15 protein-coding genes, 1 tRNA gene and 1 pseudogene are annotated in these 18536 nt (G+C 59.3%); 16 read left to right on the plus strand and 1 reads right to left on the minus strand.

Features of this window, described 5'->3' with window-relative positions:
- The 12 genes from BS630_RS36145 to rpoC all read left to right on the plus strand — a co-directional run.
- On the plus strand, positions 1–412 hold a 412-nt coding region (locus BS630_RS36145; protein WP_483434323.1), incomplete at its 5' end, for an elongation factor Tu.
- Between the two features lie 202 nt (positions 413–614).
- Positions 615–749, plus strand: a complete 135-nt coding sequence (locus BS630_RS38490; RefSeq protein WP_003547509.1) for a hypothetical protein — start codon at positions 615–617, stop codon at positions 747–749.
- Positions 750–920: 171 nt separating this feature from the next.
- Complete coding sequence (locus tag BS630_RS36150; protein ID WP_077981291.1) at positions 921–1814, plus strand: NAD-dependent epimerase/dehydratase family protein; 894 nt, start codon at positions 921–923, stop codon at positions 1812–1814.
- Positions 1815–1982: 168 nt separating this feature from the next.
- Positions 1983–2058 (plus strand) — tRNA-Trp (locus tag BS630_RS36155).
- 195 nt (positions 2059–2253) lie between these two features.
- Positions 2254–2454 carry a preprotein translocase subunit SecE gene (secE, locus tag BS630_RS36160; protein ID WP_003547514.1) on the plus strand — a complete coding sequence of 67 codons (201 nt, stop codon included), beginning with the start codon at positions 2254–2256 and terminating at the stop codon, positions 2452–2454.
- 17 nt (positions 2455–2471) lie between these two features.
- The gene (gene nusG, locus BS630_RS36165) at positions 2472–3002 is read left to right on the plus strand and encodes a transcription termination/antitermination protein NusG (RefSeq protein ID WP_003547516.1); all 531 of its coding nucleotides are present in this window, start codon (positions 2472–2474) and stop codon (positions 3000–3002) included.
- Positions 3003–3178: 176 nt separating this feature from the next.
- On the plus strand, positions 3179–3610 hold the full coding sequence (gene rplK, locus BS630_RS36170; protein ID WP_003547518.1) for a 50S ribosomal protein L11: 432 nt from the start codon (positions 3179–3181) through the stop codon (positions 3608–3610).
- A 4-nt stretch (positions 3611–3614) separates the two neighbouring features.
- Complete coding sequence (rplA, locus tag BS630_RS36175; RefSeq protein WP_003547520.1) at positions 3615–4316, plus strand: 50S ribosomal protein L1; 702 nt, start codon at positions 3615–3617, stop codon at positions 4314–4316.
- A gap of 329 nt (positions 4317–4645) precedes the next feature.
- Positions 4646–5164 carry a 50S ribosomal protein L10 gene (gene rplJ, locus BS630_RS36180; protein WP_003547522.1) on the plus strand — a complete coding sequence of 173 codons (519 nt, stop codon included), beginning with the start codon at positions 4646–4648 and terminating at the stop codon, positions 5162–5164.
- A 58-nt stretch (positions 5165–5222) separates the two neighbouring features.
- Complete coding sequence (gene rplL / locus BS630_RS36185) at positions 5223–5600, plus strand: 50S ribosomal protein L7/L12 (protein WP_003547523.1); 378 nt, start codon at positions 5223–5225, stop codon at positions 5598–5600.
- Positions 5601–5863: 263 nt separating this feature from the next.
- Positions 5864–10003: a DNA-directed RNA polymerase subunit beta gene (rpoB, locus tag BS630_RS36190; RefSeq protein WP_012757017.1), complete on the plus strand. Its 4140-nt coding sequence runs from the start codon at positions 5864–5866 to the stop codon at positions 10001–10003.
- Between the two features lie 190 nt (positions 10004–10193).
- Complete coding sequence (gene rpoC, locus BS630_RS36195) at positions 10194–14402, plus strand: DNA-directed RNA polymerase subunit beta' (protein ID WP_026158635.1); 4209 nt, start codon at positions 10194–10196, stop codon at positions 14400–14402.
- A gap of 148 nt (positions 14403–14550) precedes the next feature.
- On the opposite strand, the gene BS630_RS36200 is transcribed toward rpoC, so the two are convergent.
- Entirely contained in the window at positions 14551–14844 is a 294-nt protein-coding gene (locus tag BS630_RS36200) for a hypothetical protein (RefSeq protein WP_003547528.1), read from the minus strand.
- Positions 14845–15341: 497 nt separating this feature from the next.
- Here BS630_RS36200 and rpsL point away from each other — a divergent pair, with 497 nt between their 5' ends.
- The 4 genes and pseudogenes from rpsL to BS630_RS37735 form a co-directional block, all read left to right on the plus strand.
- Entirely contained in the window at positions 15342–15713 is a 372-nt protein-coding gene (gene rpsL, locus BS630_RS36205) for a 30S ribosomal protein S12 (protein ID WP_003547537.1), read from the plus strand.
- Between the two features lie 76 nt (positions 15714–15789).
- Positions 15790–16260, plus strand: coding sequence for a 30S ribosomal protein S7 (gene rpsG / locus BS630_RS36210; RefSeq protein WP_011651422.1), 471 nt, complete (start codon positions 15790–15792; stop codon positions 16258–16260).
- A gap of 29 nt (positions 16261–16289) precedes the next feature.
- Positions 16290–18389, plus strand: a complete 2100-nt coding sequence (gene fusA / locus BS630_RS36215; RefSeq protein WP_018068032.1) for an elongation factor G — start codon at positions 16290–16292, stop codon at positions 18387–18389.
- Between the two features lie 68 nt (positions 18390–18457).
- Positions 18458–18536 (plus strand): annotated as a pseudogene (locus tag BS630_RS37735) (GTP-binding protein); the annotation flags it as partial.

The following is an 18536-nucleotide window of genomic DNA, read 5'->3' on the forward strand; positions in this document are numbered from 1 at the left end:
CGTTGAAATGTTCCGCAAGCTGCTCGATCAGGGCCAGGCTGGCGACAACATCGGCGCGCTGATCCGCGGCGTCACCCGTGATGGCGTCGAGCGTGGCCAGATCCTGTGCAAGCCGGGTTCGGTCAAGCCGCACAAGAAGTTCATGGCTGAAGCCTACATCCTGACGAAGGAAGAGGGTGGCCGTCATACGCCGTTCTTCACCAACTACCGTCCGCAGTTCTACTTCCGCACGACCGACGTGACGGGCATCGTGACGCTGCCGGAAGGTACGGAGATGGTGATGCCGGGCGACAACGTCACGGTATCGGTCGAGCTGATCGTTCCGATCGCGATGGAAGAAAAGCTGCGCTTCGCGATCCGCGAAGGCGGCCGCACCGTCGGCGCCGGTATCGTCGCGTCGATCGTCGAGTAACTTTCGAGTTATCCGCAATTATGAAGACCCCGCTGGAAACAGCGGGGTTTTTCATTTTCATGGCTTCGGGTAGGTTTAACAGGTGTTGTAAAAATATCGTTAAATTGCCCTGTCACAGTATTTTGTTCATCTCACGTTCAGAAACCGGTTTGTGATTGGACCATTGTAGTCCAGACTCCTTCTTGCAAAGAGGAGAGCCCGGATGATTCCAAAGGCCACATTCGCTGCTACGATATTCGCGATGTATGTTTTCACGATGTTTTTCATCGCTGCAATTCCGCAAGAAGTTGTTCAGTCTGCCGTCGTGCAGATTGGCGAGGTAAGTGTCGTCAAGTGACGACCTTTGCCGAGCATCGCAGGGTTCTGCGGTGATCGGAAGTAATCGGCCAGGTGCTCCCGGATAGGATGCTCCTGGCGACGCGGGGGTGAACCCTTGCGGGACGCTCGCTTGCTCTTCGCGCGGAAGCGTCTATCTATGCCTCCGATTTCATGACGCGGAGGATATTCCATGAAGAGACGTATTCTGTTCACCGGCGGTTCGGGCAAGGCAGGTCGCCATGCTGTGCCATGGCTCGTCAATGCCGGCTACGAGGTTCACAACCTCGATCTCGTGCCGCTGGATAGCCCCGGCGTCACCAATCTCATCGCCGACATCACCGATAGCGGTCAGGTGTTCAACGCGCTCTCGATGCATCGCGATTTTCCCGATCTCGATGCGGGCAGGGGCGTTCAGCCCTTCGACGCCGTCGTGCATTTCGCCGCCATCCCGCGCATCCTGATCAAGCCCGACAACGAAACCTTCCGCATCAACACGATGGGCACCTATAATGTCATCGAGGCGGCGGTGAAGCTCGGCATCCGGAAGATCATCGTCGCATCGAGCGAGACGACCTACGGCGTCTGCTTCGCCGAAGGCCATCGCGATTTCCACCAGTTCCCGCTGGAGGAGGATTACGACGTCAATCCGATGGATTCCTACGGCCTTTCCAAGGTGGTCAACGAAAAGACGGCGCGCGCCTTTGCCGAACGTTCGGGCTTCGACATCTATGCGCTGCGCATCGGCAATGTCATCGAGCCTGACGAATACGAGAAGTTCCCGACCTTTTTCGCCAATCCCGAGATGCGCAAGCGAATCGCCTGGAGCTATATCGACGCCCGCGACCTCGGGCAGATCTGCCATCTCTGCATCGAGAAGGACGGCCTCGGCTACCAGGTCTTCAACGCCGCCAACGACACGGTCTCGGCGAATACGCCATCGAAAGAGCTTGCCAAGCGATTCTTTCCGAACGTGCCTTTCACCCGCGAGATCGGCGAATATGAGGGACTGCTCTCCAACCGCAAGATCCGCGGGGTGCTGGGTTTTAAGGAAGAGCACGATTGGCGGAAATATGTGAAGGTCTGAACGGACCTTGGTTCCGCGATTGAAAGGCCGATCGTTCGCATATCAGGAGATTGGTTTTGAAAATCGAAAATCGTGCTTGCCAATCCCGTGTCGTCGTCTTAAAGGGAGCGCCATGCTTTTCAGCAGCGATTTGCGGGCCTTGGCCCTGGCGCTGAATGATCGGTATGAAGGGGTATAGCTCAGTTGGTAGAGCGGCGGTCTCCAAAACCGCAGGTCGTAGGTTCGAGCCCTACTGCCCCTGCCATTTTCCTGGATGCGGGACAGCGCGGACATGCTCGCGGCATTTCCGGTCGGGGATTGATTGGTGGTAAGTAATTTCGTTAAACTTCGGTTTCCCCCTTGTGTATTCGGAAATCGGTGTTTATTTAGGGTTCAACAGACACGCGGTGCGTGGGGCTGATAGTTTCAGCTTTACGCGCCGTAATTGCGTGGGCAGTCGATGGCATCCAAATCCAATCCGTTTGCGTTTCTGCAGCAGGTTCGCTCCGAGACGTCGAAAGTTACATGGCCGTCGCGCCGCGAGACCATGATCTCGACGGTCATGGTGCTGGTGATGGTGGTTTTCGCCGCGCTGTTTTTCTTTGCCGCTGACCAGCTGATCGGCTGGGCTCTGAGCTTCGTGCTGAATACCGGCAACTGATACGGGTGGAGATGAAAATGGCGGCACGTTGGTACATCGTCCACGCATATTCAAATTTTGAAAAGAAGGTGGCTGAAGACATCGAGAACAAGGCTCGCCAGAAGGGGCTTGAGCACCTGTTCGAGAAGATCCTCGTGCCGACTGAAAAGGTGGTGGAAGTGCGTCGCGGCCGCAAGGTCGATTCCGAGCGCAAGTTTTTCCCGGGCTACGTCATGGTTCGTGCCAATCTGACCGACGAAGCCTACCACTTGATCAAGAATACGCCGAAGGTCACAGGTTTCCTCGGCTCCGACAATAAGCCCGTTCCGATTCCGGATTATGAAGCCGAGCGCATTCTCGGTCAGGTCCAGGAAGGTGTCGAGCGGCCGAAGGCCTCCATTACCTTCGAGATCGGCGAGCAGGTCCGCGTTTCCGACGGTCCGTTCGCGTCGTTCAACGGCACAGTTCAGGATGTGGACGAAGAGCGTTCGCGCCTGAAGGTGGAAGTGTCGATCTTCGGCCGCGCAACGCCGGTCGAGCTGGAATACGCTCAGGTCGAGAAGGTCTGATTGCAGAAACTGGAAGCTGGCCCTTGCGGCCTGTTTCCTGCGGACCTTGTCCGCACCCGCGTGGAAGGTGAGGGGTCTTAGCCGGACCCTAAGGATCCGCACCACGCAACCGCAGCCGCCGGAGAGATCCGGCATCACGGGCCGGGCGACCGGCCGTTCATGAAAGGCAGAGAGATATGGCTAAGAAAGTTGCAGGCCAGCTCAAGCTTCAGGTCAAGGCAGGATCGGCAAACCCGTCCCCGCCGATTGGTCCGGCGCTTGGTCAGCGTGGCATTAACATCATGGAATTCTGCAAGGCGTTCAATGCCGCCACGCAGGAAATGGAAAAGGGCATGCCGATTCCGGTCGTCATCACCTATTACCAGGACAAGTCCTTCACCTTCGCGATGAAGCAGCCGCCGGTCAGCTACTGGCTGAAGAAGGAAGCGAAGATCACGTCCGGTTCCAAGACGCCCGGCAAGGGCGCCAAGGCCGGCTCCCTCACTAAGGCTCAGATCAAGTCGATCGCAGAAGCCAAGATGAAGGATCTGAACGCAGCGGATATCGAAGGTGCAATGGCGATGATCGAGGGCTCTGCCCGCGCCATGGGCCTGGAAGTGGTGGGTTAAGATCATGGCTGGTAAGCGCACGCAGAAGATCAACGAAGGTGTTGATCCCACCAAGCTCTACGCTCTGACCCTGGCCATCGGCATGGTCAAGGAACGGGCTGTCGCCAAGTTCGACGAAACCATCGAAGTCTCGATGAACCTCGGCGTCGACCCGCGTCATGCGGACCAGATGGTTCGTGGCGTCGTCAACCTGCCGAACGGCACGGGCCGCACGGTTCGCGTCGCCGTCTTCGCTCGTGGCGCCAAGGCTGACGAAGCCAAGGCCGCTGGTGCCGATATCGTCGGCGCCGAAGACCTCGTCGAAATCGTCCAGGGCGGCAAGATCGAATTCGATCGCTGCATCGCCACCCCCGACATGATGCCGCTCGTCGGCCGTCTCGGTAAGGTTCTCGGCCCGCGCGGCATGATGCCGAACCCGAAGGTCGGCACCGTCACCATGGATGTCGCCGGAGCCGTCAAGGCTTCCAAGGGCGGCGCTGTCGAGTTCCGCGTCGAGAAGGCTGGCATCGTTCATGCCGGTATCGGCAAGGCCTCGTTCGACGCCAAGGCTCTGGAAGAAAACATCCGCGCCTTTGCTGACGCCGTCATCAAGGCGAAGCCGGCTGGCGCCAAGGGCAACTACGTCAAGCGCGTGGCGATTTCCTCGACCATGGGCCCGGGCGTCAAGATCGAGCCCGGCTCGGTCACCGGTGCTCCGGCTGCGTAAGTTTATGGCCGGGCTTTAAGTCCGGCGACTGAATTTCCGGCCTCGCAAGGGGCCGGAATATTCCGGAGAAATCCGGAATCCTGTCCGAGATTGCAGGTGGTTTTCCCTTAATCACTGTGCCTGCATGAGACGGGTAAGACCCGAATTGCAAGAAGTTCGCTTCTAGGAACTCGGTTCGAGCCTTGGATGCCTTGTGCCTCTTTAGCCTTGATTGGCGCGAGAGCGCGGGGGGACAGGATCCTCAAGCGTCGCTTGGGATCTCGCATGATCCCAGGAGGCAAAAGGCAACCGGCGGGCCCATTTTCGGTCCTGCCAACTGGAGATAGGCAGTGGAAAGAGCGGAAAAACGCGAATTCGTCACGGAACTGAACGAAGTCTTCAAGGCTTCGGGCTCAGTTGTCGTGGCCCACTATGCTGGTGCCACAGTCGCGCAGATGAACGATTTTCGTTCGAAGATGCGCGCAGCTGGCGGCACCGTCAAAGTCGCGAAGAACCGCCTGGCCAAGATTGCCCTTCAGGGTACGGAAGCGGAAGGGATGTCCAATCTCTTCAAGGGTCAGACGCTGATTGCATACAGCACCGATCCGATTACCGCTCCGAAGGTCGTCATGGATTTCGCCAAGACCAATGACAAGATCATTGTTCTGGGCGGCGCCATGGGAACAACCACGCTCAACGCCGATGCAGTCAAGTCGCTTGCGACCCTGCCTTCGCTCGATGAGCTGCGTGCGAAGCTGCTGGGCATGATCCAGACACCGGCTACCCGCATCGCTGGGGTTGTTGCAGCACCGGCAAGCCAGCTTGCACGCGTGTTTGCGGCCTACGCCAAGAAGGACGAAGCCGCGTAAGGCGGTTTTTCGCTGTTTATAATCAACCGGTTCGAACCGAACAAAAGGAACTAGTAAAATGGCTGATCTCGCAAAGATCGTTGACGACCTCTCCTCGCTGACCGTTCTGGAAGCTGCAGAACTGTCGAAGCTTCTCGAAGAAAAGTGGGGCGTTTCCGCTGCTGCTCCGGTAGCTGTTGCTGCCGCTGCCGGCGGTGCTGCTGCTGCTGTCGTTGAAGAAGAAAAGACCGAATTCGACGTCATCCTCGTCGAAGCTGGTGCCAACAAGATCAACGTCATCAAGGAAGTCCGCGCCATCACTGGTCTCGGCCTCAAGGAAGCCAAGGATCTCGTTGAAGCCGCTCCGAAGGCTGTCAAGGAAGGCGTCAACAAGGCTGAAGCCGCTGACATCAAGAAGAAGCTTGAAGACGCTGGCGCCAAGGCCGACGTCAAGTAATCTTGAACTGCTTTTGGGAGGCAGTATCTCTACTGCCTCCCATTTGCCGTTTTTCTGAACGAATTACCCAAAAGCCGCGTCGAAACGGCTTTTGGGTAATGGGTTCTTCAAAAGGATGGTCTCGCACCGAGGGCAGCACAGCAATCCGAGCTGAGCGTTTTCTGGGGTCGGACGAGATTGAACTACTCATTGATTGACGGGATCGACTGGCCATCGGTTCCCGTCCGTTGCAGGCCCGGGTGCAAGATTTTGAAGGAGCGACGATGGCTCAGACCCTTTCGTTCAACGGTCGCAGGCGCGTACGCAAGTTTTTTGGTAAGATCCCCGAAGTCGCAGAAATGCCGAACCTCATCGAGGTTCAGAAGGCGTCCTACGACCAGTTTCTGATGGTTGAAGAGCCGAAGGGCGGCCGACCCGACGAGGGTCTTCAGGCCGTTTTCAAATCGGTTTTCCCGATCACCGATTTCTCCGGCGCATCCATGCTGGAATTCGTGTCCTACGAGTTCGAACCGCCGAAGTTCGACGTTGACGAATGCCGTCAGCGCGACCTGACCTATGCAGCGCCACTGAAGGTGACGCTGCGCCTCATCGTGTTCGATATCGACGAGGATACCGGCGCGAAGTCAATCAAGGACATCAAGGAACAGTCCGTTTACATGGGCGACATGCCGCTCATGACCAACAACGGCACGTTCATCGTCAACGGCACCGAGCGCGTCATCGTCTCCCAGATGCATCGTTCGCCAGGCGTCTTCTTCGACCACGACAAGGGCAAGAGCCACTCTTCCGGCAAGCTGCTCTTTGCTGCGCGCGTCATCCCCTATCGCGGTTCCTGGCTCGATATCGAATTCGACGCCAAGGACATCGTCTACGCCCGTATCGACCGCCGTCGCAAGATCCCCGTGACGTCGCTGCTGATGGCGCTCGGCATGGACGGCGAGGAAATTCTCGACACCTTCTACACGAAGTCGCTCTACAAGCGCGACGGCGAAGGCTGGCGCATTCCGTTCAAGCCGGAAACGCTGAAGGGTGCCAAGGCGATCACCGAGATGGTCGACGCCGATACCGGCGAAGTCGTCGTGGAAGCCGGCAAGAAGCTGACCCCGCGCCTGCTGCGCACGCTGTCCGACAAGGGTTTGAAGGCCCTTAAGGCCGCTGACGACGATCTTTATGGCAACTACCTTGCCGGCGACATCGTCAACTACTCGACGGGTGAGATCTACCTCGAGGCCGGCGACGAAATCGACGAGAAGACGCTTGGCATCATCCTGGCGAACGGCTTCGACGAGATCCCGGTTCTCGGCATCGACCACATCAATGTCGGCGCCTATATCCGCAACACGCTGACAGCCGACAAGAACGAGAACCGTCAGGACGCTCTGTTCGACATCTACCGCGTCATGCGTCCGGGTGAGCCGCCGACCATGGAATCGGCCGAAGCCATGTTCAACTCGCTGTTCTTCGATGCGGAGCGTTACGACCTTTCCGCCGTCGGCCGCGTCAAGATGAACATGCGCCTCGACCTGACCGTCGAAGACACCGTCCGCATCCTGCGCAAGGACGACATTCTGGCCGTGGTCAGGATGCTGGTCGAACTGCGCGACGGCAAGGGCGAGATCGACGACATCGACAACCTCGGCAACCGCCGCGTCCGTTCGGTCGGCGAGCTGATGGAAAACCAGTACCGTCTCGGCCTGCTGCGCATGGAGCGCGCGATCAAGGAACGCATGTCCTCGATCGAGATCGACACGGTGATGCCGCAGGATCTGATCAATGCCAAGCCGGCAGCTGCTGCCGTGCGCGAATTCTTCGGTTCCTCGCAGCTCTCGCAGTTCATGGACCAGGTCAACCCGCTCTCGGAAATCACCCACAAGCGCCGTCTTTCGGCTCTTGGCCCGGGCGGTCTGACCCGTGAGCGCGCCGGCTTCGAAGTCCGCGACGTGCATCCGACTCACTATGGCCGCATCTGCCCGATCGAAACGCCGGAAGGCCCGAACATCGGTCTGATCAACTCGCTTGCGACCTTTGCCCGCGTCAACAAGTACGGCTTCATCGAAAGCCCGTACCGCCGCATCGTCGACGGCAAGGTGACGAGCGACGTGCTCTACCTCTCCGCCATGGAAGAGGCGAAGTACTACGTCGCCCAGGCCAATGCCGAGATGAACGCTGACGGTTCCTTCGTCGACGAATTCGTCGTCTGCCGTCACGCCGGCGAAGTCATGCTCGCCCCGCGCGACAGCATGAACCTGATGGACGTCTCGCCGAAGCAGGTCGTTTCGGTCGCAGCCGCGCTCATCCCGTTCCTGGAAAACGACGACGCCAACCGCGCGCTCATGGGCTCGAACATGCAGCGTCAGGCAGTGCCGTTGCTGCGTGCCGAAGCTCCGTTCGTCGGGACCGGCATGGAGCCAGTCGTTGCCCGTGACTCTGGCGCCGCCATTGGCGCCCGCCGCGGCGGCGTGGTCGACCAGGTCGACGCGACGCGTATCGTTATCCGCGCCACGGAAGACCTCGAAGCCGGCAAGTCCGGCGTCGATATCTACCGCCTGCAGAAGTTCCAGCGTTCGAACCAGAACACCTGCGTCAACCAGCGCCCGCTGGTCACTGTCGGTGACGAGGTCAACCGCGGCGACATCCTCGCCGACGGCCCGTCGACCGATCTCGGCGACCTGGCGCTCGGCCGCAACGCGCTGGTCGCGTTCATGCCCTGGAACGGCTACAACTACGAAGACTCGATCCTGCTCTCCGAGCGTATCGTTGCCGACGACGTGTTCACCTCCATCCACATCGAGGAATTCGAAGTGATGGCGCGCGACACCAAGCTTGGTCCTGAGGAAATCACCCGCGATATTCCGAATGTTTCGGAAGAAGCGCTGAAGAACCTCGACGAAGCCGGCATCGTCTATATCGGCGCCGAAGTTCAGCCGGGCGATATCCTCGTCGGCAAGATCACCCCGAAGGGCGAAAGCCCGATGACGCCGGAAGAAAAGCTTCTGCGCGCCATCTTCGGCGAAAAGGCCTCCGACGTGCGCGACACCTCCATGCGCATGCCGCCCGGCACCTACGGCACCATCGTCGAAGTTCGCGTCTTCAACCGCCACGGCGTTGAAAAGGACGAGCGCGCAATGGCGATCGAGCGCGAAGAAATCGAGCGTCTGGCAAAGGACCGTGACGACGAGCAGGCGATCCTCGACCGTAACGTCTACGGCCGTCTGATCGAGATGCTGCGCGGCCAGGCCTCTATTGCCGGCCCGAAGGGCTTCAAGAAGGGAGCCGAGCTTTCGAACGCCGTCGTCTCCGAATATCCCCGCTCGCAGTGGTGGATGTTCGCGGTCGAAGACGAAAAGGTCCAGAGCGAGCTCGAAGCGCTGCGTGGTCAGTACGACGAATCCAAGTCGCGCCTTGAACAGCGCTTCATGGACAAGGTCGAAAAGGTCCAGCGCGGCGATGAAATGCCCCCTGGCGTCATGAAGATGGTCAAGGTCTTCGTCGCGGTAAAGCGCAAGATCCAGCCGGGCGACAAGATGGCCGGCCGTCACGGGAACAAGGGCGTGGTCTCGCGCATTGTGCCAGTGGAAGACATGCCGTTCCTCGAAGACGGCACGCATGTCGACGTCGTTCTGAACCCGCTCGGCGTGCCTTCGCGCATGAATGTCGGCCAGATCCTGGAAACCCATCTGGGTTGGGCTTGCGCCGGCATGGGTCGCCAGATCGGTGAATTGATCGACGCATACAAGGCCAATGGCAACATTGAGCCGCTGCGCAAGACCATCGGCGATGTCGTCGGAGACGGCCCCAAGGCCGAACAGGTCCACGAGTTCGACGATGACTCGGTTCTGCGTCTCGCCGACCAGTGGAAACGCGGCGTTTCGATTGCGACGCCTGTTTTCGACGGCGCGAACGAAGCCGACGTCAACGACATGCTGCGTCTGGCAGGGCTCAAGGATAGCGGTCAGTCGACGCTCTATGACGGCCGTACCGGTGAGCAGTTCGACCGCCAAGTGACCGTGGGCTACATCTACATGCTGAAGCTCAACCATCTGGTCGACGACAAGATCCATGCTCGTTCGATCGGTCCTTACTCGCTCGTGACCCAGCAGCCGCTGGGCGGCAAGGCGCAGTTCGGCGGCCAGCGCTTCGGCGAAATGGAAGTCTGGGCGCTCGAAGCATACGGCGCGGCCTACACGCTGCAGGAAATGCTGACGGTGAAGTCGGACGACGTCGCCGGCCGCACCAAGGTCTACGAAGCCATCGTCCGAGGAGACGACACGTTCGAAGCCGGTATTCCGGAAAGCTTCAACGTTCTTGTCAAGGAAATGCGCTCACTGGGCCTCAGCGTCGAGCTCGAGAACACCAAGCTTGACGAGGCGCAGGCAGCTCAGCTGCCCGACGCGGCCGAGTAAGCACTTGATAGGGCGTGCGCTGCCAATGCGGCGCACGCCGGTCCCACCGCGCGCCGTATCCGTGTCGGCCCGGAAGGGAAGTTTCGCCGCATCCAGCGGTTATTCTCGTTTAAGCGAGGGAGGCGGCTCCCGGGAATTTGCCGCCGACCATCGCATTTTGAGGGCGCTTTAGCCCATGAAGGAGACAGGCATGAACCAAGAGGTCATGAATCTTTTCAATCCGCAGGTGCCTGCACAGAATTTCGATTCCATTCGGATTTCGATCGCGTCTCCGGAGAAGATCCTCTCCTGGTCTTACGGTGAGATCAAGAAGCCGGAAACCATCAACTACCGTACGTTCAAGCCGGAACGCGACGGTCTGTTCTGCGCGCGCATCTTCGGGCCGATCAAGGACTACGAATGCCTGTGCGGCAAGTACAAGCGTATGAAGTACAAGGGCATCATCTGCGAAAAGTGCGGCGTCGAAGTCACGCTGTCGCGCGTTCGCCGTGAGCGCATGGGCCATATCGAGCTCGCCGCTCCCGTTGCCCACATCTGGTTCCTGAAGTCGCTGCCATCACGCATTTCGACGCTGCTCGACATGACGCTGAAGGATGTCGAGCGCGTCCTGTACTTCGAAAACTACATCGTCACCGAGCCGGGCCTGACCGCCCTGAAGGAGCACCAGCTTCTCTCGGAAGAAGAGTACATGCTCGCTGTCGACGAATACGGCGAAGACCAGTTCACCGCAATGATCGGCGCAGAGGCGATCTACGAGATGCTGGCCTCGATGAACCTCGAAAAGATCGCCGGCGACCTGCGCGCCGAGCTTGCCGACACCACGTCGGATCTCAAGCAGAAGAAGCTGATGAAGCGCCTGAAGATCGTCGAGAACTTCATGGAGTCGGGCAACCGTCCGGAATGGATGATCATGAAGGTCGTTCCGGTCATTCCGCCGGATCTGCGTCCGCTGGTTCCGCTCGACGGCGGCCGTTTCGCGACGTCGGATCTGAACGATCTCTACCGCCGCGTCATCAACCGTAACAACCGTCTGAAGCGCCTGATCGAGCTTCGTGCGCCTGGCATCATCATCCGCAACGAAAAGCGCATGCTGCAGGAATCCGTTGACGCGCTGTTCGACAACGGCCGTCGCGGCCGCGTCATCACCGGTGCCAACAAGCGTCCGCTGAAGTCGCTCTCCGACATGCTGAAGGGCAAGCAGGGCCGCTTCCGCCAGAACCTGCTCGGCAAGCGAGTCGACTATTCCGGTCGTTCGGTCATCGTCACCGGTCCGGAACTGAAGCTGCACCAGTGCGGCCTGCCGAAGAAGATGGCGCTCGAGCTCTTCAAGCCGTTCATCTATGCCCGCCTCGACGCCAAGGGTTACTCCTCGACCGTCAAGCAGGCCAAGAAGCTGGTCGAAAAGGAAAAGCCGGAAGTCTGGGATATCCTCGACGAGGTCATCCGCGAGCATCCGGTTCTCTTGAACCGCGCACCGACGCTGCACCGTCTGGGCATCCAGGCCTTCGAACCCATCCTGGTCGAAGGCAAGGCGATCCAGCTGCATCCGCTCGTCTGCACGGCCTTCAACGCCGACTTCGACGGTGACCAGATGGCCGTTCACGTGCCGCTGTCGCTCGAAGCCCAGCTCGAAGCCCGCGTGCTGATGATGTCGACCAACAACATCCTGCATCCGGCCAACGGCGCGCCGATCATCGTTCCCTCGCAGGACATGGTTCTCGGCCTCTACTATCTGTCGATCCTCAACCAGAACGAGCCGGGCGAAGGCATGGCCTTCTCCGATCTCGGCGAACTGCATCACGCCCTCGAAAGCAAGGTCGTGACGCTGCACACCAAGATCCGCGGCCGCTTCAAGTCGGTCGACGAGGATGGCAAGCCTTACTCGAAGATCTATGAGACGACGCCTGGCCGTCTGCTCATCGGCGAACTGTTGCCGAAGAACGGCAAGGTGCCCTTCGATATCTGCAACCAGGAAATGACCAAGAAGAACATCTCGAAGATGATCGACACGGTCTATCGCCATTGCGGCCAGAAGGACACGGTCATTTTCTGCGACCGCATTATGCAGCTCGGCTTCGCCCACGCCTGCCGCGCCGGCATTTCGTTCGGCAAGGACGACATGGTCATTCCGGATGCCAAGGCCAAGATCGTTGCCGACACCGAAAACCTGGTGAAGGAATACGAGCAGCAGTACAATGACGGCCTCATCACCCAGGGCGAGAAGTACAACAAGGTTGTCGACGCCTGGGGCAAGGCGACCGAAAAGGTCGCCGAAGAGATGATGGCGCGCATCAAGGCGGTCGAATTCGACGAGAAGACCGGTCGCCAGAAGCCGATGAACTCGATCTACATGATGAGCCACTCCGGTGCCCGCGGTTCTCCGAACCAGATGCGCCAGCTGGGCGGCATGCGTGGCCTCATGGCCAAGCCGTCGGGCGAAATCATCGAGACGCCGATCATCTCGAACTTCAAGGAAGGCCTGACCGTCAACGAGTACTTCAACTCGACGCACGGCGCCCGTAAGGGTCTGGCAGACACCGCCCTGAAGACCGCCAACTCCGGCTACCTGACCCGCCGTCTCGTCGACGTCGCGCAGGATTGCATCGTCACGCACGTCGATTGCGGAACGCAGACGGGCCTCACCATGACCGCCATCGTCGATGCCGGCCAGGTGGTTGCTTCGATCGGCGCCCGTATCCTCGGCCGCACGGCGCTCGACGACATCGATCATCCGGTCACGGGTGAGCGCATCGTCGATGCCGGCAGGATGATCCTCGAGCCCGACGTCGTCGAAATCGAGAAGGCCGGCATCCAGTCGATCCGCATCCGCTCGGCACTGACCTGCGAAATCCAGACGGGCGTCTGCTCGGTCTGCTACGGCCGCGACCTCGCGCGCGGTACGCCGGTCAATATGGGCGAAGCCGTCGGCGTCATCGCTGCTCAGTCGATCGGCGAGCCGGGCACCCAGCTCACCATGCGTACCTTCCACCTTGGCGGTACGGCAACCGTGGTCGACCAGTCGTTCCTCGAAGCCTCGTACGAAGGTACGGTGCAGATCAAGAACCGCAACATCCTGCGCAACTCCGATGGCAACCTCGTTGCCATGGGCCGCAACATGACCGTCCAGATCCTGGACGAACGTGGTGTCGAGCGGTCGTCGCAGCGTGTGGCCTACGGTTCGAAGCTGCATGTCGACGAAGGCGACAAGGTCAAGCGCGGCCAGCGTCTGGCAGAGTGGGACCCCTATACCCGTCCGATGATGACGGAAGTGGCCGGTACCGTTCAGTTTGAAGATCTGGTCGACGGTCTCTCCGTTCTGGAAGCGACCGACGAATCGACCGGCATCACCAAGCGTCAGGTCATCGACTGGCGTTCGACCCCGCGCGGCTCGGACCTCAAGCCGGCGATCGTCATCAAGGATGCCAGCGGCAATATCGCGAAGCTGTCTCGTGGTGGTGACGCCCGCTTCTTCCTCTCGGTCGATGCGATCCTGTCGGTCGAGCCGGGCACGAAGGTCTCCCAGGGTGACGTTCTCGCCCGTTCGCCGCTCGAAAGCGCCAAGACCAAGGACATCACCGGCGGTCTGCCGCGTGTTGCCGAGCTGTTCGAAGCCCGCCGTCCAAAGGACCATGCCATCATCGCAGAGATCGATGGTACGATCCGTCTCGGCCGTGACTACAAGAACAAACGTCGCGTCATCATCGAGCCGGCGGAAGACGGTGTCGAGCCTGTCGAATACCTGATCCCGAAGGGCAAGCCCTTCCACCTTCAGGAAGGCGACTATATCGAAAAGGGTGACTACATCCTCGACGGTAACCCGGCTCCGCACGACATCCTGGCGATCAAGGGCGTGGAGGCTCTGGCCTCCTACCTCGTCAACGAGATCCAGGAAGTCTACCGCCTGCAGGGCGTCGTCATCAACGACAAGCACATCGAGGTGATTGTCCGTCAGATGTTGCAGAAGGTGGAAATCACCGATGCAGGCGACTCGACCTATATCGTCGGCGACAATGTCGACCGGATCGAGCTCGAAGACGTCAACGATCACCTGATCGAGCAGGGCAAGAAGCCAGCCTATGGCGATCCGGTTCTTCTCGGCATCACCAAGGCATCGCTGCAGACCCCGTCCTTCATCTCGGCCGCGTCCTTCCAGGAAACGACCAAGGTGCTGACGGAAGCTGCGATCGCCGGCAAGACCGATGGTCTGCAGGGTCTGAAGGAAAACGTCATCGTCGGCCGCCTTATCCCGGCCGGTACCGGCGGCACCATGACCCAGATCCGCCGCATCGCCACGTCGCGCGACGAGATGATCCTCGAAGAGCGCCGCAAGGGCACGGGTGCTGCCGTCGCCACGCCGATGCTGCAGGACATGGCCGAAAAGGCTCCGGCTGCGGAATAATCCGCAGCTGAAGTCGACGAAATGAAAAACCGCCCGGAGCGATCCGGGCGGTTTTTTTTATCTGCTCTGATTGGTCTGGCGGGGAGGGAGGGCGCTGCTTTCCGATTATGCTGCCTGTGACGACCGACAGCGTGAGCGGCGGCTCCCTTCAGTTGAAGCGGATGATCGCGACTTCACCTTCGACGGCGCCCTGGTAGGCAGATGCGTGTGGCTCTTCGGCCGGAACCTCGGTCAGCATGCCGATCTGGTCGAGATCGGCCTCGATGAAGCCTTCCTCGGCAAGGGCGTTTAAGGCCTCGCGTACGGCAGTGTCGTCGTCAGGCGCCTTCAGCATGATGTGCAGGTCGATGCCTTCGCTGGCGTCGGACTCGTAGCCCTTGCCGATGATGATGAATATCATCGGGCCGTCGAAATTATTGTCGTTATCAGGTGTCGTGATCATCGCCTGTCCTTCGGCTCTTTGACGATTCGGTCGCTCGAATCCTGCTGTGAGGGCCGAACGCCGCAATTGCTGATTCCTTAACTGCTTTTGCTGCAATGCCCAAGTTTTTATCTTGGGGCACGCCCGTCAATTCGTCTAGAAGGATGAAACAGGGCGTTGGGCCCGCATATCAAGGCGATACGGCGAGTTTATTTCTTAACCGGCCTTGACGAGACGGGTGGAAACCAGTAGTACCCCGGCCATCAGATCCCATGTGAGGCTTGGCTGTTCGGGGCGACTCGCCCTGAAGTTCACCTCAAACAAGGTTCTAAACGCACGTTGAAGTCATGATGCTGCACGCACGACGCATATTTTATGCGTCCTCTGCTCCTTGTGGTCCATCTGCGGAAGCGGATCGGGCCATATTTTGCGCATTGACGGAAAGCATGCGTCACTGCCGGAGACGGCGCGAGTTCAAGCCCGCAAGGGTACTGAGATAAAACGTAAGGGATGGTTGAATGCCTACCGTAAACCAGCTGATCCGCAAGCCTCGCCAGGCGAACGTAAAGCGTAACAAGGTTCCCGCACTCCAGGAGAACCCGCAGAAGCGCGGCGTTTGCACGCGCGTCTACACGACGACGCCGAAGAAGCCGAACTCGGCTCTGCGTAAGGTCGCAAAGATCCGCCTGACCAACGGCTTCGAAGTCATTGGTTACATCCCCGGCGAAGGTCACAACCTTCAGGAACACTCCGTCGTCATGATCCGTGGCGGCCGCGTCAAGGACCTTCCGGGTGTCCGTTATCACATCATCCGCGGCGTTCTCGATACCCAGGGTGTCAAGAACCGCAAGCAGCGCCGCTCCAAGTACGGCGCGAAGCGTCCGAAGTAATTCGGTTTTTGAATAATCCGGCGCTGCGCGAGGTCCTCCGCGTCATGAAGCGCCTTAACGGTTGAAGAGACAAAATATGTCCAGACGTCATAAAGCAGAAAAGCGCGAAATCAATCCGGACCCGAAGTTCGGCGATCTCGTCGTCACCAAGTTCATGAATGCCATCATGCTCGACGGCAAGAAGTCCGTTGCTGAAAACATCGTCTACGGTGCGTTCGACGTTGTCCAGGGCAAGGCCAAGCAGGAGCCGCTCACGGTATTCCATTCTGCGCTTGAGAACATTGCGCCGCACGTTGAAGTTCGCTCGCGTCGTGTCGGTGGTGCGACCTATCAGGTCCCCGTCGATGTTCGTCCGGAGCGCCGCCAGGCTCTTGCTATTCGCTGGCTGATCGCTGCTGCCCGCAAGCGCAATGAAACGACTATGGTTGACCGCCTTTCCGGCGAACTGCTCGATGCGTCCAACAACCGCGGCTCCGCCGTCAAGAAGCGCGAAGACACGCACAAGATGGCTGACGCCAACCGTGCGTTCTCGCACTATCGCTGGTAATTCCGAACGGTATCGAAAGGCAGTCCACAATGGCTCGCGAATATAAGATCGAAGACTACCGCAATTTCGGTATCATGGCGCATATCGACGCCGGCAAGACCACGACCACCGAGCGTATTCTTTATTACACCGGCAAGTCGCACAAGATCGGCGAAGTCCACGACGGCGCAGCCACCATGGACTGGATGGAGCAGGAGCAGGAGCGTGGCATCACGATCACCTCTGCTGCCACCACGACCTACTGGAAGGGCCGTGACGGCAAAATGCGCCGCTTCAACATCATCGACACTCCCGGCCACGTCGACTTCACCATCGAAGTCGAGCGTTCGCTGCGCGTTCTCGACGGCGCCATCGCGCTGCTCGACGCCAACGCCGGTGTTGAGCCGCAGACGGAAACCGTCTGGCGTCAGGCTGAGAAGTACAATGTCCCGCGGATGATCTTCTGCAACAAGATGGACAAGACCGGTGCGGACTTCTACCGCTCTGTCGAGATGATCAAGACCCGTCTCGGTGCAACGGCTGTCGTTATGCAGCTGCCGATCGGTGCGGAGACCGAATTCAAGGGTGTCATCGACCTGGTCGAGATGAACGCACTCATCTGGCGCGACGAGTCGCTCGGCGCACAGTGGGATGTCGTCGAGATCCCCGAGGACATGAAGGCCAAGGCTGAAGAATATCGCGAAAAGCTGATCGAGACGGTCGTCGACATCGACGAAGCCGCCACCGAAGCTTACCTCGAAGGTATTCTGCCCGACAACGATCAGATCCGTGCGCTGGTTCGCCGCGGCACGATCGACGTCAAGTTCCACCCAATGTTCTGCGGCACTGCCTTCAAGAACAAGGGCGTGCAGCCGCTGCTCGACGCCGTCGTCGACTATCTGCCGTCGCCGATGGACATCCCGGCGATCAAGGGCATCGACTTCAAGACGGAAGCCGAAATCGAGCGTCATGCCGATGACAGCGAGCCGCTTTCCATGCTCGCATTCAAGATCATGAACGACCCCTTCGTCGGTTCGCTGACCTTCGCTCGCATCTACTCGGGCAAGCTTGAAAAGGGTGCGTCGGTCATCAACACGGTTAAGGACAAGCGCGAGCGCGTCGGCCGTATGCTGCAGATGCACTCCAACTCGCGTGAAGACATCGAAGAAGCCTTCGCAGGCGACATCGTCGCTCTCGCCGGCCTCAAGGAAACTACGACGGGCGACACGCTCTGCGATCCGCTGAAGCCGGTTATCCTCGAGCGCATGGAGTTTCCGGAGCCGGTCATTCAGATCGCCATCGAGCCGAAGACCAAGGGCGACCAGGAAAAGATGGGCCTCGCGCTCAACCGCCTGGCTGCTGAAGATCCGTCCTTCCGCGTCAAGACCGACCAGGAATCAGGCCAGACCATCATCGCCGGCATGGGCGAACTGCATCTCGACATCATCGTCGACCGCATGCGTCGTGAGTTCAAGGTAGAAGCAACCGTCGGCGCGCCGCAGGTTGCCTACCGTGAAACCATCACCCGGACGCATGAAGAAGACTACACGCACAAGAAGCAGTCCGGTGGTACCGGCCAGTTCGCGCGCGTCAAGATCGTCTTCGAACCGAACCCGGAAGGCGACGAATTCAAATTCGAATCGAAGATCGTCGGCGGTTCCGTTCCGAAGGAATACATCCCCGGCGTCCAGAAGGGCATCGAAAGCGTTCTGTCTTCGGGTCCGCTCGCAGGCTTCCCGATGCTCGGCGTCAAGGCAACCCTCATCGATGGCGCCTTCCACGACGTCGACTCCTCGGTTCTCGCCTTCGAAATCGCATCGCGTGCCTGCTTCCGTGAAGCAGCCAAGAAGGCCGGCGCTCAGCTGCTTGAGCCGATGATGAAGGTCGAAGTCGTCACCCCGGAAGATTACGTCGGCGACGTTATCGGCGACCTGAACTCCCGTCGCGGTCAGATCCAGGGCCAGGAAAGCCGTGGTATCGCCGTCGTCATCAACGCGAACGTCCCGCTCGCGAATATGTTCAAGTACGTCGACAACCTGCGCTCCATGTCCCAGGGCCGCGCCCAGTACACGATGACCTTCGATCACTATTCGCCGGTCCCGTCGAACGTCGCAACTGAAATCCAGGCAAAGTATTCCGGTCAGAAGTGACCGGAATACCAATTGACCGATAACAAGAATTAGATCCCTTCGGGGACTAGCAAAACGGAGACCCGAAAATGGGAAAGAGTAAGTTTGAGCGCAACAAGCCGCACGTCAACATTGGCACGATTGGCCACGTTGACCACGGCAAGACGT

It is taken from the genome of Rhizobium laguerreae (assembly GCF_002008165.1).
GTDB lineage: Bacteria > Pseudomonadota > Alphaproteobacteria > Rhizobiales > Rhizobiaceae > Rhizobium > Rhizobium laguerreae.